General features: G+C 48.7%; 18 protein-coding genes. 8 read left to right on the forward strand and 10 right to left on the reverse strand.

From position 1 onward, the window contains the following. Position 1: 1 nt before the first annotated feature. The 3 genes from pstA to ASC49_RS07310 form a co-directional block, all read right to left on the reverse strand. A complete protein-coding gene (gene pstA / locus ASC49_RS07300) occupies positions 2-1,714 on the reverse strand; it encodes a phosphate ABC transporter permease PstA (protein WP_211262029.1) in 1,713 nt (570 codons plus the stop codon). Then, positions 1,714-3,966: an ABC transporter permease subunit gene (locus tag ASC49_RS07305; RefSeq protein WP_055462587.1), complete on the reverse strand. Its 2,253-nt coding sequence runs from the start codon at positions 3,964-3,966 to the stop codon at positions 1,714-1,716. Before ASC49_RS07305 ends, pstA begins: the two co-directional genes overlap by 1 nt. Before the next feature lie 113 nt (positions 3,967-4,079). After that, positions 4,080-5,048 carry a PstS family phosphate ABC transporter substrate-binding protein gene (locus tag ASC49_RS07310; protein ID WP_072242067.1) on the reverse strand — a complete coding sequence of 323 codons (969 nt, stop codon included), beginning with the start codon at positions 5,046-5,048 and terminating at the stop codon, positions 4,080-4,082. Positions 5,049-5,365: 317 nt separating this feature from the next. Here ASC49_RS07310 and ASC49_RS07315 point away from each other — a divergent pair, with 317 nt between their 5' ends. From ASC49_RS07315 to ASC49_RS07340, 6 genes are all read left to right on the forward strand, one after another. Then, entirely contained in the window at positions 5,366-5,887 is a 522-nt protein-coding gene (locus ASC49_RS07315; RefSeq protein ID WP_055462588.1) for a TRAP transporter small permease subunit, read from the forward strand. Between the two features lies 1 nt (position 5,888). Then, on the forward strand, positions 5,889-7,280 hold the full coding sequence (locus tag ASC49_RS07320) for a TRAP transporter large permease (protein WP_055462589.1): 1,392 nt from the start codon (positions 5,889-5,891) through the stop codon (positions 7,278-7,280). Between the two features lie 15 nt (positions 7,281-7,295). Continuing rightward, positions 7,296-8,252: an NADPH:quinone reductase gene (locus tag ASC49_RS07325; RefSeq protein WP_055462590.1), complete on the forward strand. Its 957-nt coding sequence runs from the start codon at positions 7,296-7,298 to the stop codon at positions 8,250-8,252. A gap of 155 nt (positions 8,253-8,407) precedes the next feature. Then, positions 8,408-9,184, forward strand: coding sequence for an AraC family transcriptional regulator (locus ASC49_RS07330; protein ID WP_055462591.1), 777 nt, complete (start codon positions 8,408-8,410; stop codon positions 9,182-9,184). A gap of 275 nt (positions 9,185-9,459) precedes the next feature. Next, positions 9,460-12,582 (forward strand): bifunctional proline dehydrogenase/L-glutamate gamma-semialdehyde dehydrogenase PutA, encoded by a 3,123-nt coding sequence (gene putA / locus ASC49_RS07335; RefSeq protein ID WP_055462592.1) that lies wholly within the window; start codon positions 9,460-9,462, stop codon positions 12,580-12,582. A gap of 24 nt (positions 12,583-12,606) precedes the next feature. Then, complete coding sequence (locus tag ASC49_RS07340; protein ID WP_055462593.1) at positions 12,607-13,296, forward strand: hypothetical protein; 690 nt, start codon at positions 12,607-12,609, stop codon at positions 13,294-13,296. Positions 13,297-13,478: 182 nt separating this feature from the next. On the opposite strand, the gene ASC49_RS07345 is transcribed toward ASC49_RS07340, so the two are convergent. The 5 genes from ASC49_RS07345 to ASC49_RS07365 all read right to left on the reverse strand — a co-directional run bounded on the left by ASC49_RS07345 (position 13,479) and on the right by ASC49_RS07365 (position 20,054). Then, a complete protein-coding gene (locus ASC49_RS07345) occupies positions 13,479-14,714 on the reverse strand; it encodes a GGDEF domain-containing protein (protein ID WP_055462594.1) in 1,236 nt (411 codons plus the stop codon). A 171-nt stretch (positions 14,715-14,885) separates the two neighbouring features. After that, positions 14,886-16,007, reverse strand: coding sequence for a TRAP transporter substrate-binding protein (locus ASC49_RS07350; RefSeq protein WP_055462595.1), 1,122 nt, complete (start codon positions 16,005-16,007; stop codon positions 14,886-14,888). 233 nt (positions 16,008-16,240) lie between these two features. After that, positions 16,241-17,362: a TRAP transporter substrate-binding protein gene (locus ASC49_RS07355; protein ID WP_055462596.1), complete on the reverse strand. Its 1,122-nt coding sequence runs from the start codon at positions 17,360-17,362 to the stop codon at positions 16,241-16,243. 224 nt (positions 17,363-17,586) lie between these two features. Next, a complete protein-coding gene (locus ASC49_RS07360; protein ID WP_055462597.1) occupies positions 17,587-18,714 on the reverse strand; it encodes a TRAP transporter substrate-binding protein in 1,128 nt (375 codons plus the stop codon). Positions 18,715-19,001: 287 nt separating this feature from the next. Beyond that, positions 19,002-20,054 (reverse strand): Gfo/Idh/MocA family oxidoreductase, encoded by a 1,053-nt coding sequence (locus tag ASC49_RS07365; RefSeq protein WP_055462598.1) that lies wholly within the window; start codon positions 20,052-20,054, stop codon positions 19,002-19,004. 200 nt (positions 20,055-20,254) lie between these two features. Between ASC49_RS07365 and ASC49_RS07370 the strand changes: the two genes are divergently transcribed. Further along, the gene (locus ASC49_RS07370) at positions 20,255-21,154 is read left to right on the forward strand and encodes a DUF808 domain-containing protein (RefSeq protein ID WP_055462599.1); all 900 of its coding nucleotides are present in this window, start codon (positions 20,255-20,257) and stop codon (positions 21,152-21,154) included. Positions 21,155-21,254: 100 nt separating this feature from the next. Here the strand turns inward: ASC49_RS07370 and ASC49_RS07375 are convergent, their stop codons facing one another. Together ASC49_RS07375 and uvrD are read right to left on the reverse strand one after the other, a co-directional pair. After that, entirely contained in the window at positions 21,255-22,001 is a 747-nt protein-coding gene (locus tag ASC49_RS07375) for a hypothetical protein (protein WP_055462600.1), read from the reverse strand. Between the two features lie 152 nt (positions 22,002-22,153). Beyond that, on the reverse strand, positions 22,154-24,364 hold the full coding sequence (uvrD, locus tag ASC49_RS07380) for a DNA helicase II (RefSeq protein WP_055462601.1): 2,211 nt from the start codon (positions 24,362-24,364) through the stop codon (positions 22,154-22,156). Positions 24,365-24,532: 168 nt separating this feature from the next. Here uvrD and ASC49_RS07385 point away from each other — a divergent pair, with 168 nt between their 5' ends. Further along, positions 24,533-24,727, forward strand: a complete 195-nt coding sequence (locus ASC49_RS07385; RefSeq protein WP_055462602.1) for a PA3496 family putative envelope integrity protein — start codon at positions 24,533-24,535, stop codon at positions 24,725-24,727. Positions 24,728-24,782: the final 55 nt, after the last annotated feature.

Below are 24,782 nucleotides of genomic sequence, written 5' to 3' on the forward strand. Positions count from 1 at the left end.
CTTACATTTCCAGCGATTTGTATTTTTCACGTAGGTGGTTACGGATGGTTACAGCTGCCAAGTTAAGCAGTGCAATCACGATGACCAATAATAGTGCCGTCGCGTAAACCAATGGACGCGCCGCCTCTACGTTCGGGCTCTGGAAGCCCACATCATAAATATGGAAGCCCAAGTGCATGAACTTCTGATCCAAGTGGATGAACGGGTAGTTGCCATCCAATGGTAGCGATGGTGCCAGTTTTACCACACCCACCAGCATCAACGGTGCTACTTCACCGGCAGCACGGGCTACCGCAAGAATCACACCCGTCATGATCGCCGGGCTGGCCATTGGCAAGACCACACGCCATAAGGTTTCTGCTTTCGTCGCCCCTAGTGCCAAAGAACCTTCACGTACGTTACGCGGAATACGTGATAGACCTTCTTCTGTCGCTACGATAACCACTGGTACTGTTAGCAGTGCTAGCGTGATCGAGGCCCACATTAGACCACCCGTACCGAACGTCGGTGAAGGCAAGGCCTCTGGGAACAAGGCTTGGTCAATACCAGAACCTAGGAAGTAAACGAAGAACCCCAGACCAAAGACACCGTATACGATCGATGGTACACCCGCTAAGTTATTTACTGCGATACGGATAATTCGCGTCACAAAACCTTGTGATGCATATTCACGTAGATAAACTGCCGCGACCACACCAAACGGTGTTACGAGTACAGTCATCAGCAATACCATCATCACGGTACCGAAAATCGCAGGGAAAACCCCCCCTTCAGTGTTCGCTTCACGTGGTTCAGCCGTTAGGAATTCCACCACTTTAGAACCGTAGAAGCCTATCTTTTCTGCAATGCCCATGGCATTTGGACGATAAGCACGCACGATTTTCGCGACTTGTAGCTCATGCTCGCTGCCATCCATTACCTGCACAACAAACGTATCACGGTTGATCTCAGCGTATAGATCAATCAAGCGTTGTTGCAGTGCTTGGTACAAGGCATCTTGCTCAGCGCGCTGGGCATCGATATCCGCCATTTTTTCAGGCGTCAGAGCATTGTTCAGCTCTAAACGACGTTGCTCAAGACGTAGACGCTCTAGCTTGTAGTTGATCGAGCCGATTTCGTCTTTTTCCACTTCGTGAATGTCGTCGTAAATCGTTGTCGCTCGCTCAATACTTTTCTCAAACGCCGCCCAGGTTGCCAACGCAGAATCCGTTGGCGTTAGGTCCGACGTTTGTGCCACAACTTGACCGTTTTCCTTGACCGCTTTTAGATAGCCATACAAGTTACCCCACTCGTGACGCTCCGCTGCGAACAACATCTCCGGCTTCGTTACGTCCGTAAAGTACTCATCAATGATCCAACGGAAGTCAGAGCCGTACACATCACGGTTACCGGTTTTCATCAAGGAACGCATCATCATGTCATGATGATCTTCGACATTAATGCCTGCTTCGCGCAGCTGTGCCGCCGGTACTTCGGCTGACTCAACGCGCTCTGCTACCAAGGTGTAAGTAGGGTTACCTGGTAAGCTGTAAGTACCTTGGTTAATGTCTGCTGGCCAGAAGTGCCCTAGACCACGTACCGCGATCAAGGCCAATAGACCGATTACCATGATCACACAGATCGCCACCGCGCCTGCGTTTAACCATACCCATGGATCACCAGACTTCACCCACTGGGATACGGTTTGATTTTTTAATTTCAGTTCATTACTCATTACAGCGATCCGTATTTCTTACGTAGGTGCTGACGCACGGATTCAGCGATGGTGTTCACAACAAAGGTGAAGGTAAACAACACAAACGCGGCCAAGAACAAGATACGGTAGTGCGAGCTACCCACTTCGGATTCAGGTACTTCCACGGCCAAGTTGGCGGCCAGAGTACGCATCCCTTCGAAGATGTTGAAATCCATGATTGGCGTGTTACCCGTTGCCATCAACACGATCATGGTCTCACCGACCGCACGACCCATACCGATCATGATGGCAGAGAAGATACCCGGGCTTGCTGTTGGTAAAACGACGCGCGTCATGGTTTGCCAGTAGGTTGCGCCCAATGCGAGAGAGCCTTGAGTCAGTGCTTTTGGCACTGAGAAGATCGCATCTTCGGTGATTGAGAAGATCGTTGGAATCACTGCAAAGCCCATAGCAAAGCCAACCACCAGCGCATTACGTTGGTCGAAGGTAATACCTAGATCGTTAGTGATGAAGCCGCGGATGTTGCCGTCAAAGAAGCTCAATTCGATTACTGGGCTCATCGCTACACAGAACCAACCAAGTAGCACAACCACAGGGATCAGCAACATTGGCTGCCAGCCATCTGGCACCATAAAGCGGACACTTTGTGGCATACGTGACCAGATAAAAGCGAATAGCAAAATGCCAAGCGGTAATACGATCAAGATGCTGAACGCGGCCGCTAGGTTTTCTTCTAAGAAAGGTGCAAAGAATAGACCTGCTAGGAAGCCTAGGATAACCGTTGGTAGCGCTTCCATTAGCTCGATCACAGGTTTTACTTTACGACGCAAACCTGGCGCCATGAAGTAAGCCGTGTAGATCGCACCACAGATCGCCAATGGCACCGCCATCAACATGGCGTAGAACGCCGCTTTTAACGTACCAAATGCCAATGGCATCAAGCTGTATTTTGGTTCAAAGTCGTTGTTCGCCGCAGAAGACTGCCACGTGTACGTTGGCTCTTGGTAACCTTCGTACCACACCTTGCCCCAAAGAGAAGACCAAGAGACTTCAGGGTGTTCATTATCTACCGCGAAGAAATGCAGACCTTTAGCGTCTTCTAGTAATAGACCGTTGGCACGAGGAGCAAAACTGATCATGGTCGCGCTTGCGTCACTGATGCGCTCATCAATGACCTGACGGCTAGAGGTCGCATTGAAGATAGATACCACACCGCGATCATCCAGCGTTGCGAAACCTTTACGACGATGTTCCATCGCCATGTCCACTAGACCAGTAGGATGCTTCACATCACGAATGTAAGTTAGGTGCTCAACATTGTTCTCATCGCGAACGTTGAACCATTGGCTGACACGACCCGCGCTGTCTGCCACCATCACAGATGACTGACCGAGTAGGTAACGCATCGACACCAATTGCGCATTGCCTTCAACAAGATCAATTTGATCTTTTAGTGTCACATCGTCCAGATCACGTAGATCAAATTCAGACATTTCACCTAGTTTGTTGGCAACGTACAAATAACGCTGATCACCCGAAATTAAAAGTGAATGCGTACCGGCAACAAACGGGATTTCCGTACTGGTTTCCGTCAGTTCAACTTCTTCAGTAATGAAGTTTACATCTTTCGTCACACGCGTGACTTGCGCCTGCTGATCGCCAACTACGGCAATCGTCATACGCTCGTCGTTGTTACGGATGCTAAGATGACGCGGCGCAAACTCCGCTACTTGAATACCTTCTGTACCATAAGGGAATTCAATGCTTGGGGTGATTAAACGCTCGCCGTCCGGATAAGTGGTTTTATACACTTGCTGAGCTACCAACACACGACCATCTGCGTAAGCGAAGGCCATCATGCGGCTGGTATCAGATTCCAAAGCAAAGGCTGTCGGCTCACCCAGCGGGTTCGCCTCTTTTTTAATGACACGTCCATCTGCCATATTGAAGTAAATCATGTCGCCATTTTCAGCCACACGGAAACCGACTTCAGTTTGCTCTTCTGAAGTTAGGTATAGACTTTTACCAGACTCAGCAGCTGGTAAAGCGTAGCTGTCTTTCTGCTCAATACTGGCACCAGAAAATAGCGGTGCGACCTCGTACATTAAGTAGAAACATATCAGTAAGACAGCCAAGATCACACTGCTACCACCAATGGCGATGCCAATGCCTGCCGTACGGTCTTTTAGCGCACGAACTTTACGATGACGCTTTAAAGCTGGCGTATCGAAGTCTAGTTCGGGTATTTTTTGATCCGCTTTTGTACTCATCCGAATTCACTTTTTATGACATTTTTGTGACAGCTCGCGACGCAACAAAAGCAGGAGAGACTTAGTCCCCCCTGCTCGTTCGCATCCTGCAAGCTTTCCCTAATATTCAGTTCTTACTGAATACCTAGATCAGATAGGTATTTAGCAGACACTTTAGCTGGTAGTGGGATGTAGCCGTCTTTCACAACAACTTCTTGACCCATTTTAGAAAGAACCATCTTCACGAACTCACGCTCTAGTGGCGCTAGTGGTTTGTTTGGCTCTTTGTTTACGTAAACGTAAAGGAAACGAGACAGTGGGTACTTACCTGTTGCAGCGTTATCAATAGTTGCTTCAACTAGCTCACCGCCTTCTTTCTTCGCGATTGGTAGAGCGCGTACAGAAGAAGTTTTGTAACCGATACCAGAGTAGCCGATACCGTTTAGGGAAGTAGACACTGACTGTACTACTGAAGCAGAACCAGGCTGTTCGTTTACAGAGTTCTTGAAGTCACCTTTGTAAAGAGCGTGCTCTTTGAAGTAACCGTAAGTACCGGATACTGAGTTACGACCGAACAATTGGATATCACGACCTGCCCAAGCACCATCTAGGCCTGCAGCACCCCAGTTAGTGATGTCTTCACTGTGACCACCCTTACGAGTAGAAGAGAAGATCGCATCCACTTCTGGAAGAGATAGACCTTTGATTGGGTTATCTTTGTGTACAAATACTGCTAGAGCGTCGATTGCCACTGGGATTGCAGTTGGCTTGTAGCCGTATTTTTTCTCGAAAGCTGCGATCTCTTTGTCTTTCATCATACGAGACATAGGACCGAAGTTAGATGTGCCTTCTGTAAGCGCTGGTGGCGCAGTAGAAGAACCAGCTGCTTGAATCTGAATGTTCACGTTAGGGTAAAGACGTTTGAAGTCCTCTGCCCAAAGTGTCATTAGGTTCGCTAGCGTGTCAGAACCAACACTAGAGATGTTACCAGATACGCCACTTGCTTTAGTGTACGCTGGTAGGTTTGCATCAACGTCTGCCATTACGTTAGCAGAAACGCCTGCTAGGGTAGACACTGCTAGAGTAGCAACTAATTTTTTCATCACTTCAACCTCAATGGTTATCGTCAGTTTGGTATGAATCGAAATCTTCGTTTAAGAGACCAAATAAGCTCGTTCTCATTCGATGTTGAAGACTATAAAGAGCCTTTGTGACAAAAATGTTAAAGACTGAAATAAACTGAATATTTTTTCGTCACCCAAAAAGTCCTTCAAAAAAGTAGTCAAAGCCCACAAAACAGTGCCTTTATGTTGGAAATAGCGCACAAATATTCCCAATAGCAAGGATATCCAATAGACTGACCGCTCGGATTTACTCCGCCTTTCTATTACAAAAGCAAAAACAGTCTGTGGGTTATAAAATGCTTAACAAAATCATTTGTGGTGCCGAGGGCATCTCCACCGTTGTGGGGAGATGTGTTGCTTGGCTTACCCTTTTAATGATGTTGCTAACTTGTCTGATCGTAGTCTTGCGCTACGGCCTAGGAATTGGCTCCATCGCCCTTCAAGAGTCTGTACTTTACATGCATGCCATGGTGTTTATGCTCGGCGCAGCGTACACCTTTAAAGACGACGAACATGTACGAGTGGATGTGCTTTACCGTGATTTTTCACCACGCAAAAAAGCCTGGGTGAACATTCTCGGTGGCTTGTTCTTCTTGCTACCGTTTTGTGCCTACACGGCTTACATGAGTATTGACTACGTTGCAGCGTCTTGGCGTGTGCTGGAAACATCACAAGAGCCAGGTGGTCTTCCATTCATTTACCTTCTCAAAACCCTAATTCCCATTATGATGGCGCTGCTGATTATTCAGGGCATTGCCGACATTCTTAAGAACCTAGGTGTGGTATTCAATAAACAGCAATTAACGGAGGCACAATAAGGTGGCTGAATTTTTACCTTTATGGCTGTTCGCCGGTGTCTGTGTCTTCCTCTTGTTTGGTTACCCCGTGGCCTTTTCCTTGGGCGGTACCGCGTTATTATTTGCCGCCGGTGGCGCCATGTTCGGGACCTTTGATGCGGTGTTCCTAGAAGCGTTACCCAACCGACTGTTTGGTATCGTGCGCAACGAAACCCTGATTGCCGTGCCGTTATTCGTATTAATGGGTGTATTGCTGGAGAAATCGAAACTCGCGGAACGCCTGTTAGATTCCATGGCGATGCTATTCGGTACCATGCGTGGTGGTCTGGGCATTTCCGTGATCCTAGTAGGTATGCTAATGGCAGCCAGCACTGGTATCGTCGGTGCCACAGTGGTCACCATGGGCATGATTTCATTGCCAACCATGTTACGCCGTGGCTATGACCCGGCCCTAGCGACCGGCACCATTTGTGCCACCGGTACTCTGGGGCAAATCATCCCACCATCGATTGCTTTGGTATTGTTAGGCGACGTCATGTCGAACGCCTTCCAGAAAGCACAGCTGCAGATGGGCGTGTTCTCACCGAAAACGGTTTCTGTAGGAGACTTGTTTGTCGGCGCTTTGATTCCTGGCCTGATCCTAGTCGTTCTGTACATTGCTTATGTCGCAGTGGTGGCTTGGCTACAACCTCACAAAGCGCCAGCTATTCCAAAAGAAGAGCTACGTCGCGGTATCGATGACTCCTCGTTAGCGATGGAGATCATCAAAGGTCTATTGCCACCACTATTACTGATCCTAGCGGTGCTGGGCTCCATTCTAGGCGGTCTTGCAACGCCAACGGAAGCGGCGGGGGTGGGCGCCTTCGGTGCTGCGATCTTGGCTTGGACGTCGGGTAAACTATCACTGAACACCTTAAAAGAAAGTGTAATGTCGACTACCAAGGTGACCGGCATGGTGTTCATGATTTTGATCGGCGCCTCATTGTTCTCCTTAGTGTTCCGCGGCTTTGGTGGCGAAGAGCTGATTCATGAGTTCTTTAACCAACTACCGGGTGGTGTCATCAGTGCGGTCTTGATCGTGATGTTGGTGATGTTTTTACTTGGCTTTATCTTAGACTTCATCGAAATCACCTTCGTAGTGGTGCCCATTGTTGCGCCCGTTTTGTTGGCTATGGGCCTAGATCCAATCTGGTTGGGTATTATGATGGCGATTAACCTACAAACGTCATTCCTAACCCCACCATTTGGTTTTGCCCTGTTCTATCTTCGTGGTGTCGCGCCACCAGAGGTGAAGACTCAGTCGATCTACAAGGGTGTGATTCCCTTTATTTTGATCCAGCTGTTTGTCTTGGTATTGTTGTCCGTATGGCCTGACTTGGCGACTTGGTTACCAGAAGTGGTCTACGCAGACTAATAAAAAGGAGATGCTATGAAAGCGATGCAAGTGAACGATTATGGTCCAGCGAGCGATTTAACGCTGGTGGATGCGGACAAACCAACAATTAATGCTGACCAAATTTTGGTTCAAGTGGGCGCATCAGGGGTCAACCCCGTCGACACTTACATCCGCTCTGGCAGCAACAACTACACGGCGTCATTCCCTCATACCCCAGGCAATGACGGCGCTGGCACCATTGTCGAAGTAGGCGCTAACGTCGCCAACTTTCAAATTGGTCAGCGCGTTTACTTCTCTCGTAACCTCACGGGCTCTGCCGCTGAGTTTGCCGTGTGTCTTCCGACCCATACTTTTCCTCTGGCCAATGCCTTGAGCTTTGCCGAAGGTGCCTGTTTGGGTATTCCTTACACTACTGCTCACCGCGCGTTATTTGGCCGCGCCCATGCGCAAGCCGGTGACAAAGTGCTGGTGCACGGCGCTACCGGAGCCGTCGGTCTTGCGACGGTTCAGTTAGCGCTGGCAGCCGGTATGCATGTGGTAGCCTCTGCGGGTACCATCGAGGGCGCCAATTTGCTACGCGCTCAGGGCGTGCAAGAAATCATTATGCACAATCAAGAAGGCTATCTTGCCCCTTACCAATCCTTGCAAAACGGTTTCGATGTGATCATTGAAATGCTCGCTAACCATAACCTTGATCAAGACCTAAAGGCGTTAGCCTTTGGTGGGACTGTCGCTGTGATTGGTAACCGTGGCACGGTGGACATTAATCCGCGTGATTTGATGGCTCGTGATGCCGCCGTCATTGGTGTGGCGCTGGCAAACGCCAAGCCAGAGGAACTGGCGCGCATTGCCAAAGCCATGCTGCCATTGTTCGAAAAAGGGGTGCTAAAACCTGTGGTCCGTCGCGAATATGCGTTGAACGAATTGGCTCAAGCCCATGAAGATGTGCTTAAAACGGGCGCGCAAGGTAACTTGGTCGTCGTGCTTTAAAATACCTTAAGGCACTTATTCGAACGCTCAAAGAGGGTATTCTATCGAGGATGCCCTCTTTTCATTTATGAATGTCACATCACTTTCTACTACTCAATCTCGAATCGTCTCGCTATACTTCCTGTTTTATGCTGAGCAAAAAGTAGGCGATTTAATTGACCCATTCTGATTCCGATGTATTCAGCTTACCCAGCGTGGCCGACACTCACGACCACAATTATCACCAATTAGTGGTGGTGCTGGATGGCAATACCGACTTTGATATCGACAGCAAAGGTGGCCGACAAATGCGTTCGGGCAGCGGCTGTATCGTGCCATCGTCTGAAGGACATCAGTTTGTCGGTTTAGGCGATAACCGCATCATGGTCGTGAACTTACCTGTGCCACCGCAAAAAGCCATCACCGATGAAGAATACGAAGTGGTGTCACGTTTGTTTGATCAAGCGGCCTACTTTGAGTTGAATCCACGTTTACAAGTGTTAGCTTCCGCGCTATCGGGCGAATTACAGCAATACCCAGAAGACCCCCTGTTGGCCCGTGCCTGTGGCAACACCCTACTCAGCGCCATTCGTCACCAGTTATCCAGCCAAGACATCAAAGCCCGCGGCCAGCAATTGGATATCGAAAAACTCGACCAATTTATCGAGTTAAATCTCTCTAAGCGTGTACAAATCAGCCAGCTAGCGAACTTCTGTTTTTTGAGTGTCAGCCAGTTCCATGAGCGCTTTAAAGAACGCACAGGCATGACTCCGCATCAGTATCTGATTCGTAAGCGCCTCGAACGAGCACAATATTTATTACGTGAAGGCTATCCGCCTGTACAAGTGGCAGAAATGAGCGGCTTTTCCAGCCAAAGCGCCATGACCAGCACCTTTTCGCAGACTCTTGGTATTACCCCCCTGAAATACCAAAAACAATTTCGTGGTCATTGAGCCGCCTCGCTGACGTTTATTGGCTCACTTTCGCTGCGCCATGACGATGTCTCTTGGCTATCGGACTTTCTTATAAAAAATTCCGATGATTACGAAAGACGCTGTCACCCTACTGTCACTATATTTCCCTCATCTGTACGAAGATCGCTTTTGTTGCACAGCGACTGCTTGAGATTTGACCAAGCTTTGCAACACTTAATGCATGGCATCTTCAAGCACCAACAAACGGTTTATACGGAAACTAGGCTTTCCGGTTGTCGTGGGAGAATCCGACTATGTTTAATGCGCTAGAGGTTTTACAACCGACCATTCTTGAGCAACCGCTTGACTCTCTTTGGTCACGCATCTCTCCGCTATACAGCGTCAATGAAGAAGAGTGGCTGTCAGAACTATTGAAGTTGGCTGAGCCAAGCGAAGAGCAGTTAAAAGCCAGCACTGATGCAGCCACCCATCTGATCGAGCAGGTTCGCAAAGACGACGAATCCATGTCTCTGATCGACTCTCTCCTGCTGGAATACAGCCTTGATACCAAAGAAGGCATTCTGCTGATGTGTTTGGCCGAAGCCCTCATGCGCGTGCCAGACAAAGAAACCGCTGATGCCTTTATTAAAGACCGCTTGAGTGTGGCCGACTGGGCATCACACGCGAACAACTCCGAATCGTTCTTCGTTAATGCGTCCACTTGGGGTCTTTTGCTAACGGGCAAAATCGTTACCATGGACGAAACTAAAGATGGCAAACCTGCCAACTTAGTTAATCGCCTTGTAAACCGTATGTCGGAGCCGGTGATTCGTAAAGCGATGAACCAAGCCATGAAAATCATGGGGCACCAGTTCGTACTAGGCCGTTCAATCAGCGAAGCCCTTTCTCGCGGCAAAAGCTACCGTGACAAAGGCTACACCTACTCTTTCGATATGTTGGGTGAAGCGGCGCTAACGCAACAAGATGCAGATAAATACCTAGCTTCCTACATGCAAGCAGTGGAATCTGTTGGTCAAGACACTTACGGTAAAGGTCACCGCCCAACGATCTCTATCAAACTGTCAGCACTGCACCCACGCTACGAAGTGGGCTGTGAAGAGCGTGTTATGACAGAGCTGTTTGAAAGCGTTAAGCAATTGATCACTCGTGCGCGCGCGCTAAACGTGGGCATCACCATCGACGCCGAAGAAGCCGATCGTTTAGAGCTGTCTCTACACCTATTTGAAAAACTGTTCCGCGACGAATGTACCAAAGGCTGGGGGCTATTCGGCCTAGTAGTTCAAGCCTACTCAAAACGTTGTTTACCGGTGCTGAACTGGCTAGCAGCCTTGGCCAAAGACGTGGGCGATCGCATTCCACTGCGTTTGGTGAAAGGCGCTTACTGGGATTCAGAGATCAAACTGTGTCAACAGCGTGGCCTAAGCGGTTACCCTGTCTACACGCGTAAAGAATCCACCGACGTATCTTACTTGGCGTGTGCGAACTTCCTATTAAGCGCCCACACTCGCGAGTGGATTTTCCCACAATTCGCTAGTCACAACGCCCACACCATTGCGACCATTGCGACCATTGCTGAGAAATTAGGGGCAACCACTAGCCAATTCGAATTCCAACGTCTGCACGGTATGGGCGATGCGCTGTACAACCGTCTTATCAAAGACAAAGACGTGTGTGTACGTATTTACGCCCCCGTGGGTAGCCACAAAGACCTGCTTCCATACTTGGTTCGTCGTCTGCTTGAAAACGGTGCCAACAGCTCATTCGTTCACCGTCTAGTGGACGCACGTTGCCCAATTTCAGAACTAGTGGATCACCCTGTTACGACGTTGAAGAGCCGTAAGACGCTACGTAACCCATTCATCAATCTACCAAAAGATATGTTTGCAGATCGTCAGAACTCTTTTGGTCCAAACATTGAGATTGAATCTGAGTGGCAACCCTTTAAAGCGTCTGTTGATGCCTTTATGGGCCAAGAGACACAATGGACAGCGTACCCAATCGTGGCGGGCGAAAACTTGGCAACGGAGACCATCCGAACGGTCGCGAGTCCATACGATCACAGCCTAAGCGTCGGTAAAGTCTACTGGTCAACCACAGAGATTGTGAACCAAGCGATCGACAGTGCGGATGCCGCCTTCCCAGCGTGGTCACAAACCCCAGCGACGGAACGTGCAGCCTGCCTAGAACGCATGGCAGAGCTAATGGAACAGAACTACGCGGAGCTGGTCGCTATCTGTCACCGTGAAGCGGGCAAAACCATCCAAGACAGTATTGACGAAGTTCGTGAAGCGGTCGATTTCTGTCACTACTACGCGCAACAAGCACGTCAGAACTTTGCTGCACCAAAACCGTTTACCAACTACCTTGGCCAAACGCAGCAAGCACAACTGACAGGCCGTGGCGTATTTGCCTGCATCAGCCCTTGGAACTTCCCGTTAGCGATCTTTACCGGTCAAGTCGTTGCCGCACTAGTGGCCGGTAACACGGTCGTCTGTAAAGCCGCAGAGCAAACGTCAATCATCGCTTTCCGTGCGGTACAAATGCTACACGAAGCAGGCATTCCAAAAGACGTATTGCAATTCCTACCAGGTAACGGTGCGACAGTCGGTACGCCAATGACTCAGCATAAACGTATTGCGGGTCTAGCGTTCACAGGTTCCACAGGTACCGCTCAGCTCATTAACCGTACGTTGGCTGCTCGCGGTGTTGCGCCAGTGCCAGTGATTGCTGAAACCGGTGGCCAAAACGCTATGATCGTTGATTCAACGTCTCTACCTGAGCAAGTGGTGCGTGACGCTGTTCGTTCCGCCTTCGCTTCTGCGGGTCAGCGTTGTTCTGCGCTGCGTGTGCTATTCGTACAAGCCGATATTGCTGATCGTGTGATTCCAATGATCGCGGGTGCTATGAAAGAGCAAAGCGTTGGCTTGCCATATTTGCACGCTACCGATGTCGGGCCAGTAATCGATCAGAAAGCACAAAAGATGCTGCTTGATCACATCGAGGTGATGAAGAAAGAAGGTCGTTTAATTGCGCAATCGGCCCTACCAGAGTGGGCTGACAAAGGCACATTTGTGGCACCAACAGCTTTTGAAATCAGCAGTATTGACCAACTAAAAGATGAGAAATTCGGCCCGATCCTGCACGTAGTACGCTACCAAGCCAAAGATCTTGACCAAATTATCGATACCATTAACAACTCAGGTTTTGGTTTAACCATGGGTGTTCACAGCCGTAACGAAACCACTTGTGCGCACATCGCTCAGCGCGCTCGCGTAGGCAACTTGTACATCAACCGTGACCAAGTCGGCGCGGTAGTTGGTGTGCAACCATTTGGTGGCCAAGGCTTATCGGGTACAGGCCCGAAAGCCGGTGGTCCACACTACCTACCACGCTTTGCAAAAGAGCAATTGGTATAACACGGCTGAGAGGAGACACAGAACATGACTATCGTAAAACCAATTCAAATCGATGTGGCAAACCAAGTATTTGAAGCTTGGGACAAACTGGGTGTTGCAGGCCGTGCGGAAAAACTTGAGCAAGCCATTTACAGCCTGAACCATGAACAAGCGCAAATGGCGCGTTGGCAGCTTGCTAACGCGCGCCATGAAATCGGTGAAGCGTTGCTGATGCCAGGCCCAACGGGGGAAAGTAACGTCCTATCGACTCATGGTCGCGGTGCTTTTCTAACGGCTATTCAACCCGGGCTGACGAATGAGCAAGCGAACGTAGGCTTAATTGGCCAAATGTTTGCCGCACTGGTTGCCGGTAACCCAATCATTACCGTGGGCCCCGAAGGCCAAGCGTTAATGGATAAAATGGCAAAATACTTACCAGAAGGCGTGGTTCAAAACGTAGCGGAATCCGCCATGGATTCGATCATTGAAGCCACCGACCTTGCGGGCGTTGCGATTGTATGTGATGCCCAAAAAGCACAACAACTGAGCTTACAGTTAGCGCAGAAAGACGGACTATTGTGCCAGCTTGTCGAAGAAACCAACGTTGGTAGTCTCAGCACAATTGCTGCGCCCCACTACATTCTACGCTTTGTAACCGAGCAAACGGTGTCGACCAATACAACCGCTATCGGTGGTAATGCCACGTTATTGGAACTGGGTAGTAAGGCGGAATAGTGCCTTAGCCTACCGTAAGAGGTAACCCCTGAAATGGTTTAGGCTGTGGGTTTAAGGTTAAGGTCTCCACCTAGTCGCACCACGTCAGAATTGTTTCAGAGCTTTAAGCCTGCTGTCACGACTTCCTCCCTAACAGAGCGTGCAGCGGGCTTTTTTTTGTCTTTTTTAGGATTCAATGTCACTCATTCATCGTAATAGGCAAGGCAAACTCGGTTACGGCCCGTCATTTTGGCCTCGTACAGCGCTTGATCAACGCGCTTAAAGGATTCTTCTAGCAAGCTTTCTGAAGCTAACTGAATAACCCCAATGGACACCGTCATCTGCACAGGCTGACCTTTCAATGTCACCATTTGGTCAGGTATATACTGACGTACTCGCTCGGCAGCTTGTTTGGCATCGGCCAATTCGTGGTGAGGCAGTAACACATAAAACTCCTCCCCCCCTATGCGAAACACGCGCGCATCTGGCGGAATCGACCGCTCAATACACTCCACTAAGAATTTCAACGCTTCATCACCACCAGAGTGGCCAAAGCGGTCATTAATCGATTTAAAGTGATCAATATCGATGGTAAGTAAACTAGAGGAGTGGTGCATCTGCTGCGCTTTTTGCAACACAATACTGACAGCCAAATTAAACTCGCGTCGATTCCCCACCCCCGTAAGCGGGTCCGTTCGACTGGCTTGGTCGAGCTGGCGCATCAGACGATTGCGCTCCGTAATATCGAGCATGGCTCCCACTTGGCCACCTTTATCACCGTTTTCTTTAAAGAAAACCGCTTTATTAAACTCAATTTCAAACAGCTCGCCCTTGGCATTTTTTACTGCCGCTTCATAGACTTGGGTTCCACCTGAAGCCAACAGTGCTTGGTCAGCCTGATAGTAGACATCGGCCAATTCTTTCGGGGCAATGTCATACACCGAATGGTTAACTATCTTGTCTTTTGGGATACCAATAAAGTCACTAAAGGTTTGATTGCAACCGCGATAGACATGGAATTCATCCTTGTAAAAGATCGGTACCGGAATCGCGTCGAGCAAGGTTTGGAGAATATTTTCCTGTTGCGAGGGGTTGTTATTATGCCAAGAGGCGCGGGCATTTTCTGAAACAACCCAAGCAGCGATACGCGTCAAATCATCAAAGGCGGCACTGTCGTTTACCCCCTGAGCAATCCATTTCAAAGCCTGACTAAAATCCCAACGATCCAGCAAGATGAGCACTTTTCGTGCCGCCATATAGGGCACATCCTCGGTGTTCAAGTCTGATTCATGCAAGATGATCAAGCTAGAGACCGGTGTATCTTGCAAAGCATCGATCCCTTGCCAGCTAAATTTATCAGGAACACGGGACAGTAAGCTCGTTAATGACTCCTTCCATGGAGCAAGCGCTTTTGAATAATAGAGAATGGAAGGGGTCATAAGCAAAAAGCCTGAAATAAACTAAAAGAATAGCCTAAAAGCTCAGACCGTTCTGGTCAATTTATAAGCTGTTTAATAATGCGACCTGTGTGTAGCATTATGTTAAATAAGTTATAGCTAATGAAAACCCCGCATCAGCGGGGCCTCCATTGTCTTACTTAAGACTTGTGTCTATTCAGCATCACGAGCGTTGATGTAAGCGCGTTCTGATACCGCATGCCATTGCGATACTTTACCCAAGAAAGCTTTAAACGACTCGTATACTTTGTTACTCATCTCATCGTTTGCCGCTACGCCTTCCAGCGTTTCTTGAGACGCTTGTTTCAGCGCTTTTAAGACATCGTCAGGGAACGGACGAAGGTCAACATTGTGCTCGTTAACTAACGTTTGCAATGCATCGTTATTCAAGGCCGTAAACTCATCTAACATATCCTGAGTGGCTTGACGCGAGGCCGAGCGAACAATGGCTTGTAGGTCTTTTGGTAGCGCTTCAAAGGCAGTCTTATTGACCAAAAGCTCCATCTCAGAGCCTGGCTCATGCCAACCTGGGTAGTAGTAGTATTTGGCCGCTTTGTACAAACCAAATGCTAGGTCATTATAAGGCCCCACCCACTCTGTGGCATCGATCGTACCGGTTTGCAGTGCGGTGAAGATCTCCCCACCTGGCAAGTTGATCGGTGAGCCGCCTAGCTTCTCAAGTACTTCACCACCAAGGCCCGGAATACGCATCTTCAGTCCATTGAAATCGTCGAGCGAGTTGATTTCTTTATTGAACCAGCCACCCATCTGTACCCCAGTGTTACCCGCTGTCAAAGGAAGCAGGTTAAACGGTTCGTACACTTCTTCCCATAGCTTCATACCGCCGCCATGGTAGATCCAAGAATTGATTTCTTGCGCTGTCATCCCAAAAGGTACCGCGGTAAAGAACTGGGCGGCAGGAGCTTTGCCTTTCCAGTAATACGCTGCACCGTGGCCTAGCTCAGCAGTGCCTCGGGATACCGCATCAAATACTTCTAACGGTGGCACCAACTCCCCCGCCGCATACACTTTTACTTTTAAACGGCCGCCAGACATCTCAGTGATATTATTGGCTAAGTATTCCGCGCCAGTCCCTAGACCAGGAAAGTTTTTCGGCCAAGTAGTGACCATTTTCCATTCAATAGTTTCTTGTTTAGCCGGCGCCGCCGCTTGTGTTTCCGTACTGCTGGATTGCTCAGAACCACCACAGGCAACCAAAGTTGCCGCTGTGATCCCAGCAAGCGTCCACTTGCTAAAAGCTTTTGCGTTGATCATTGATGTATCCCTCAGAAAACTTATTACATTATTCTTTTTGTCAGTTCACGACTGGGTTGTCTTGGAGTGAATCGGCCACTCTCCACCGAGCAGAAGATCATATTTCTTCCGCATTGGTGATTAAGGATACTATGCTTTGCATTCCTAGAGCTCAACACCTAGCTTAAAAATTGGCCAAAAAAAAGCCTCTTAGTTCAATCACTAAGAGGCTTTCGTCTGATATCTAAAACCGGTTAGTCGCCAGCGCGGGCATTGATGATGGCACGCTCAGAGATGTCGCTCCATTTCATGACTTTTAGTTTGAAGTCTTTCATTGAGTCATACACTTTTTGGCTCATAGGATCGTTAGCCGCCACTTTGTCCATCACAGTTTCTGTTGACGCTCGGAATTCCGCTAACACATCATCAGGGAAACGCTTTAACACCACACCATGCTCGTTAATCAGCGTTTCTAAGGCACTGTTATTCATCGCCATAAACTCATCAAGGATATCGGCATTGGTTTGACGTGCCGCCGCACGCACAATCAACTGCAGGTCTTCTGGCAAGGCTTCAAAGGCGTCTTTGTTGACCACGGTTTCCAGTGCTGAACCGGGCTCTTGCCAGCCTGGGTAGTAGTAGAACTTCGCCGCTTTGTAGAGGCCAAAGGCTAGGTCGTTGTATGGGCCAACGAATTCAGTCGCATCGATGGTGCCAGTTTGCAGGGCAGTAAACATTTCGCTACCCGGCATGTTCACGACGGTAACACCTGCGTCCGCAAGCACTTCACCACCTAGACCCGGCATACGCATTTTCAGACCATCAAGATCCGCTACCGAGTTGATTTCTTTGTTAAACCAGCCACCCATTTGTGTACCAGAGTTACCCGATGCCATCGGAATGACATTAAACGGTGCATACACTTCTTCCCACAGTGCTTGGCCACCACCATGAGACAACCAAGCGTTCATTTCCTGCGCTGTTAAGCCAAAAGGTACGGTGGTAAAGAATTGCGCCGCTGGCACCTTGCCCTTCCAGTAGTAAGACGCACCATGGCTGATCTGCGCTGTGCCACGAGAAACCGCATCAAAAGCCTCTAGCGCTGGCACTAATTCCCCTGCGGCATACACTTTGACATGAATACGGCCACCTGACATAGCATTGATGCTTTCCGCTAGGGCTTCGGCACCAGTCCCCAATGCAGGGAAGTTTTTCGGCCAAGTGGTCACCATTTTCCACTCAATGGTTTCTGGTTTCGCCGGAGCGGCCGCTTGTGTTTGCGTATTCTCTGATGGTTCAGAACCGCCACAGGCAACCAAACTGGCTGCTGTGATGCCGGCAAGCATCCACTTGCTAAAAGCTTTTGCGTTGATCATGGATTTATTCCTTAGGAAGCTAGTTACTTTATTTTTGTCATTAAAACCGAAGTGCACAGAGTTGTTTCATGCTCTTAGGCAATGATTCTATGTCCAGCACATGGGGATTCAAGGATACTATGTTTTGAGTAGAAATTGCTCAACAACCCTATTAGCAATTGGTATAAAAAAGCCCCTTAATTCAAAGTATTAAGAGGCTAAGTGTCATTAACTTTTAATCCACTTTAGTCAGCGGATCGAGCGTTAAGAATGGCGCGCTCAGAAATATCACTCCATTGCATGACATTCTGTTTGAAGTCCTTCATGGAGTCATAGACTTTTTGGCTCAATGGATCGTTAGCCGCCACTTTTTCCATCACCCTCTGCGTCGATGCGCGGAACTCCGCTAACACATCATCAGGGTAGCGTTTTAGGATCACCCCATGCTCGTTAATCAAGGTGTTCAGCGCACTGTTATTCATCGCGGTGTATTCATCTAAAATGTCCGCATTGGTTTGACGAGCCGCCGCACGCACAATCAATTTTAGATCTTCAGGTAGGGCTTCAAACGCATCTTTATTGATGAATGTTTCAACCGTTGAACCAGGCTCTTGCCAGCCCGGGTAGTAGTAGTATTTCGCCGCTTTGTAGATACCAAAAGCTAAGTCATTGTATGGGCCGACGAATTCTGTCGCATCAATGGTACCGGTTTGCAACGCGGTAAACATTTCGCTACCCGGCATGTTCACAACCGTTACACCCGCATCCGCTAGCACTTCGCCGCCTAGACCCGGCATACGCATTTTTAGGCCATTAAGATCCGCTACCGAGTTGATTTCTTTATTGAACCAACCGCCCATTTGCGTACCCGTGTTACCCGCTGCCATGGGGATAATGTTAAACGGTGCATACACCTCTTCCCAAAGCGCTTGACCACCGCCATGAGATAGCCATGCATTCATTTCTTGTGCTGTTAAGCCAAAAGGCACGGTAGTAAAGAACTGTGCCGCAGGCACCTTACCCTTCCAGTAATAGGATGCTGCGTGGCCAATCTGAGCCGTGCCACGAGACACTGCATCAAAGGCTTCCAATGCTGGAACTAATTCGCCAGCGGCGTAGACTTTGACCTTAATACGACCACCAGACATAGCGGTAATGCTTTGAGCTAGGTGCTCAGCCCCCGTGCCCAATGCAGGGAAGTTTTTCGGCCAAGTGGTGACCATTTTCCATTCAATAGGCTCAACTTTCGCAACCGGTGCAGCCGTTTGATTGGATTCAGTTGAAGCCGTTTCATTGCTGCCGCCACAGGCAACCAAAGATAAAGACAACAAACCAGCCAGCGCTAATTTGCCGAAATTCGCGATTTTTTTCATTGTTTCCTCAGAAAGCTAGTTAATCACTGCTCACACTCTGACGGTATGAGGCAGATAAATTCGACGCGTTAAAAGCCTAATGCTTCAACACGAATTGAACGAGATAAACGGCGGTATTTTTGTTTTTGTAGGCGTTTGAATGACACCGGAATCGGTGCATGCGGGAATGGTATGCTGGTTTGTTGAGCAACTCAACGAAATTCTAAGCAGGCGTTAGAATTTCGTTGAATCAGGCCACTAAACGCCTAAAAACAGGCTTTTTTCGAGTAATAATGGCACTTTAACGCTTAAAACGGGCTGGTGTAATACCATGTAATACGCTCACCGGTTTGCGCCGATTGCTCGGCTAGCTTCATGGCATATACCAACTCACAAGCATGACGTTTGGACACTGGTGCTTCACCACGACCTTGGATGGCATCGGTCAGTTGCTGATAGAAATCCACATAACGACCTGCACTGATGGACTCCTCTAAAGCACTGATGTGATCTTGGCTCGGCGCATGGTAGCGTACGGCTTTTTGCTCAGAACTGGCAAAATCGGTTTGACCTGGTAGCTCTCCAGCACGCAAAGCATCTTCTTGTGCATCTAAACCATAACAATGCCAAGAGCCCCCATCAAAGCGCGCGTTGTAGCGACGCATTTCACCCGCTTCAAATAAGCTCGCACCCAGTCGCACCCGAGATTTACCGTACCCCAACTCAATTTCAAAGCTATCCGGTGCAGCGCCACCATCACGCAATGTATCTATATTGGCTTGCACCCAGTCAGGTATACCCAAAAGTGCTAGAGCTTGATCCATTACATGGGGGCCAAGGTCCCAGAAGATCCCAGTGCCGACTCCCGGCTGCTCGCGCCAACGCTCTTGCACCAACGGACGGAAGCGATCGAAGCGACTTTCCAACTGTTTCAATTGGCCCAGCTCACCCGTTTCGACCAGCTCTTTTAAACGTAGGAAATCACCATCAAAGCGGCGGTTTTGATAGACACTAAAGACCAAACCGTTATCGTAGGCAATACGGCACAATTCTTCGATTTGCTCAATTTCCGTCACCGATGGTTTTTCTAGCAACACATGCTTACCAGACTTGAGCGCTAATTTAGCTTGTGGGAAATGCAGTTCGTTGGGTGTGGTAATCACCACTAGATCGATCTCATCGCCTGCAATCAGCGCATCAGCGTCATTTACCACAGTCACATCCGGCCAGTATTGATGCACCTTCTCTGCACTGGAGGAGCAAATATACGACAAGGTCATCTCGTCCTGATGCGCCACAAATGGCGCATGAAACACGCGGCCCGATAAGCCAAACCCAATAATGCCAACTCGAATGCTCATAGTGCAGTCCTCTACTACGGTCTCTTTGCTACATACTAGCAGGGTTTTGGTTGCTGGAGCGGTAGAGGCGCAAATCAAACACAAGACCCAGCCCTAAGAAGCTTAGAGAATGTATTTTAAAACTTCTGTACGAGAGTCTTTTAATTTATCGATCATCCCCGCACTATGGTTATTCATTTAAAACTAAACAGGGTTTAATCATGGCCGGCACTAACCTACTTGCACTGATTGATGATATTGCCTCTTTATTAGATGACATCGCATTGATGTCGAAAGTGGCAGCAAAGAAAACCGGCGCGGTGCTAGGCGATGATTTGGCACTGAACGCTCAGCAAGTGACAGGAGTGAGTGCAGACCGTGAGTTACCTGTGGTATGGGCGGTAGCGAAAGGTTCGTTGATCAATAAACTGATCTTGGTTCCCTTAGCCTTACTTATTTCCGCCTTTGCTCCTTGGCTGATTACACCATTGTTGATGATCGGTGGCTTGTACCTTTGCTTTGAAGGCTTCGAGAAAATTCTACACAGCTTAACCCATAAAAAAGAGCACAGTGATCAGCTTAACCTACCAGAGGGTACAGATTTAGTGGCCTATGAGAAGGATAAAATCAAAGGCGCCATTCGTACTGACTTTATCCTTTCCGCCGAAATCGTTGTGATTGCCCTCGGTACGGTACAAAGCGCAGCATTTGTCAGCCAAGTTCTGGTGGTGTCTTTGATCGCCATAGTGATGACGGTCGGTGTTTACGCCCTCGTTGCAGGGATTGTAAAGCTCGATGACCTAGGGCTTTACCTCAGTAAAAAACACCAAGACGGCTTACTCAACACACTGGGCATGGGGCTGGTAACCTTCGCACCTAAGCTTATGAAAACTCTATCTATTGTTGGCACCATCGCGATGTTCCTAGTCGGCGGTGGCATCATTGCCCATGCTTTACCTCATATCGAAGCGCCATTAGAATCCCTACCACCCGCTCTCGAAGCGGTTGTATCAGGCTTAGTCCCTATGCTGATTAACTTTGGTATTGGTTTATTGGCTGGCGCCTTGGTGTATCTGGCGTGGAAATATATGGTGGGACCTTTGGTATCGCGGGCTCGCTAGACCTCAGATGGTCTGAGTCTTGTATTCAATTTGCTTGCGCCTGTCTCGTCTCATTCTTCGACACCGACGCGTCAGCGCAAATCAAACACAGGACCCAGCCCTAATTAGATTCGAGTTTTTTCTCTAAACAAAGCTGCTGATGTAGAAGATCTACCTCTTTTATGATTTGAGGTATCAATTTTCCTTGTCGGTCGTACTCTCTTTGAAGAAATGGAGTCACCGCGATCGAGGCATGCTTGCTATTCTTGTACGTAAAACTATCAAACATCCATGAGATCATTTCCTCAGGCGCTTTCCCAAAACTGCAAGTGATCATTGAAGGAACGTTTGCCCAATGCTTCGTATAGTTGCACCAGTCACATAGATATTGATAGTCATCACCAGATATGAACTCTCTTAGAAGCGACGCAAGGCAATTGTTACCTCTGCTGTCTAATTGCTTCAAGACGCTATCGAATTTGATAACGTTTTCATTACCTGACAGCGATAAACAAAAGAATACGGTAGTTATGAGAAGATCCGAATTGCTGTGTAACACACGCATCAACGCTCTCATATTAGCTTCGCAGGCTAATTTAAACGTTGCATATTCTTCATCGTGTTCACCAAAGGCTCTGCGTATAGCTCGAATGACCTCTTGCTCTGATGACTCGCTGCTGAGCTTTTCTAGATAGCCATTTTTAGACCTTTTCAGCTCATGGTAGTGATACCAACAAATGTCTTTATTAAGCTCTACTGACTGTAAAGCATTCCAAGCCTTGTCATAATGTTCAACATCTAAGCTTGTATAGAGTCTTTGTTGTAACGCAGTTATATCCCAAGCTATCACTTCAACTGACGTTGCCATTGCCTAACTCTCCTTATTAAAACCTTCCCGTTTGCCTGATTTGCGCTGACGTGTCGAAGCTGAGGAACGAAGCAAAGACGTTGCGCAAGCAAATCAGGTTACGGGAAGAGGTCACCCACTTACTGTGAATGACCACCTAGCAAAACCCGAAACTACAAAACCTCTAACTTAGCAAACGACAACACCAACCACTTGGTGCCGGCGTCGTCAAAGTTCACCTGAACGCGAGCCTGTGGGCCTTGGCCTTCGTAGTTCACCACTAAGCCTTCACCAAAGATCGGGTGTTTCACACGGTCGCCCATGGAGACATTGGTGTCCGGTACGGTATGCCCTTGCAGGATGTTTTGATTCTGACGCTGTAAGGTTGCTGAATAGTCTGGGCGCTGCATGGACACTGGGCGAGCCACTTGCGAGCGTAGACGCACTTCTTCCAAACACTCTTGTGGAATCTCGCGAATAAAGCGCGATGGGCTGTTGAAGGATTCCGAGCCATACAAACGGCGGGACTCCGCATAGGTGATGTAGAGCTTCTGCATGGCGCGGGTAATACCCACGTAACACAAGCGGCGCTCTTCTTCGAGACGGCCCGGTTCTTCAAACGACATACGGCTTGGGAAAAGGTTTTCCTCCACACCTGCGAGAAACACTAATGGGAACTCCAAACCTTTGGCGGAGTGCAAGGTCATCAACTGTACCGAGTCTTGGTATTCGTCCGCTTGCGCTTCACCCGCGTCTAAGACTGCTTGATCCAAGAATGCCATCATTGGCGAGCTAAATTCTTCGTCGGTTTCAAGCCAGTTAAAGCCGCTGGCCGCGTTGACCAACTCTTTTAAGTTTTCAACACGGGCTTCGCCCTTCTCGCCTTTTTCCTTTTCGTGATAAGGAATCAGGCCCGCTTCAGCAATGATCTGATCAAAGATATCGCCCAAACCAAGATCAGGGTTCTGTAAGGTACCCGCCATGCCTTGGATCAACTGCATAAAACCTTTGATAGCGTTGGCTGCACGGGCTGGCAATAAGCCATGGGTGACGATCTGATCTGCCGCTTGCCACATGGAGCAGCCTTGGTCACGGGCCATTTCTCGGATAGTACCAATGCTGCGCTCGCCGATACCACGCGTCGGCACGTTGATCACACGTTCCATGGCGCCGTCGTCGTTTGGATCGATGGCCAAGCGCGCATAGGCCAGAGCATTTTTGATCTCTAAACGGTCGTAGAATCTGTGTCCACCGTAAATGCGATAAGCAATCTGTTCCCTAACCAGCACTTCTTCAATCACTCGAGACTGGGCATTGGAACGATACAAGATCGCCATATCTTTCAAGGCGGTGCCGTCATCGCGCCACTTTTTGATGATTTCAATAATAAAACGTGCTTCGTCTTGCTCATTAAAGCCTGCGTAGACTGAAATCGGCTCGCCTTCACCGCTGTCGGTCCACAGTTCTTTACCAAGGCGATCGTCGTTGTTGCTGATTAAGCCGTTGGCTGCTTTCAGGATATGGCCTGTGGAACGGTAGTTTTGTTCTAGACGGATGGTATGTAAGTCTTTGAAGTGCTTAGATAAGTTTTGAATGTTTTCAATCTTCGCACCACGCCAGCCGTAAATCGACTGGTCGTCATCGCCGACCGCAGTGATAGTGCCAGTCTCGCCGACCATCAAGCGCAGCCAAGCGTATTGAATGGTGTTGGTATCCTGAAACTCGTCCACCAGTACATGCACAAAACGCTGCTGGTAGTGCTTCAACAATGCCGGTGTGGTAAGCATTAGCTCATGAGCGCGCAGCAATAACTCACCAAAGTCGAGCAAGCCATTTTTCTCACAGGCTTCTTCATAGTGGTAATACATCTCGCGCATTCCGCGAGAGAACGGATCATGACTGTCAGGCACATGGGCGGCGCGGCGACCTTCGTCTTTCTGGGCGTTGATAAACCAACACACTTGCTTCGGTGGCCAGCGGGTTTCGTCGATGTTCATTTCTCGCATGATGCGTTTCACCAGACGCTGTTGGTCATCACTGTCCATAATCTGGAAGTTTTCTTTGAGACCCGCATCACGCCAATGGGCGCGCAACAAACGGTGGGCAATACCGTGGAAGGTGCCGACCCACATGCCTTGCGGTGGCACACCAACCAATTGCTCAATACGCCCCTGCATTTCGCGGGCGGCTTTATTGGTAAAAGTCACCGCCATCAGGCTGTAAGGAGAGATTTCGTAGGCGTGCATCAACCACGCAATCCGATGCACTAACACGCGGGTTTTGCCGGACCCCGCACCCGCTAGAACAAGGCTGTTTTGCAACGGTGCTGCGACCGCTTCCCGTTGCTTATCGTTTAAAGCGTCGAGAATAAAAGAAACGTCCATTGGAACCCGCCAATAAAAAATTCATAAAAATTAGGTTGATTTTTGACCAGCTTTGTTTTTTTCTAACAGCTGAAGTCTTGATGTCTGTCTATTTTGACTTTTTTCACCTGTCGATGACAGTGATGTGTGCATTTCTGTCATCCGGAATGGACCTAAGAGGAAAAAACGATGAGTACGCCAGCGGAAATTGTTTCCGAAGTAAAAACGAACTTGTTATACGCTTCCATCAGCCTTAAAAAAGAGGAAAATGAGCGCAATCAAAAGGAAGACAGCGCACGCATGCTGAAAGCACGTCGGGCCATTGAAGCGTATTTAGAAGAAAAACGCTTACATAATGCGATAGCTGACGGCTGGGACGAGTAATCTCCAGCAACTAATTTTAACTGGCAGTCCCTTTGGTCATGCCAATGGGGCTGCT

The sequence above is a fragment of the Marinomonas fungiae genome (assembly GCF_001418205.1).
Lineage (GTDB): Bacteria > Pseudomonadota > Gammaproteobacteria > Pseudomonadales > Marinomonadaceae > Marinomonas > Marinomonas fungiae.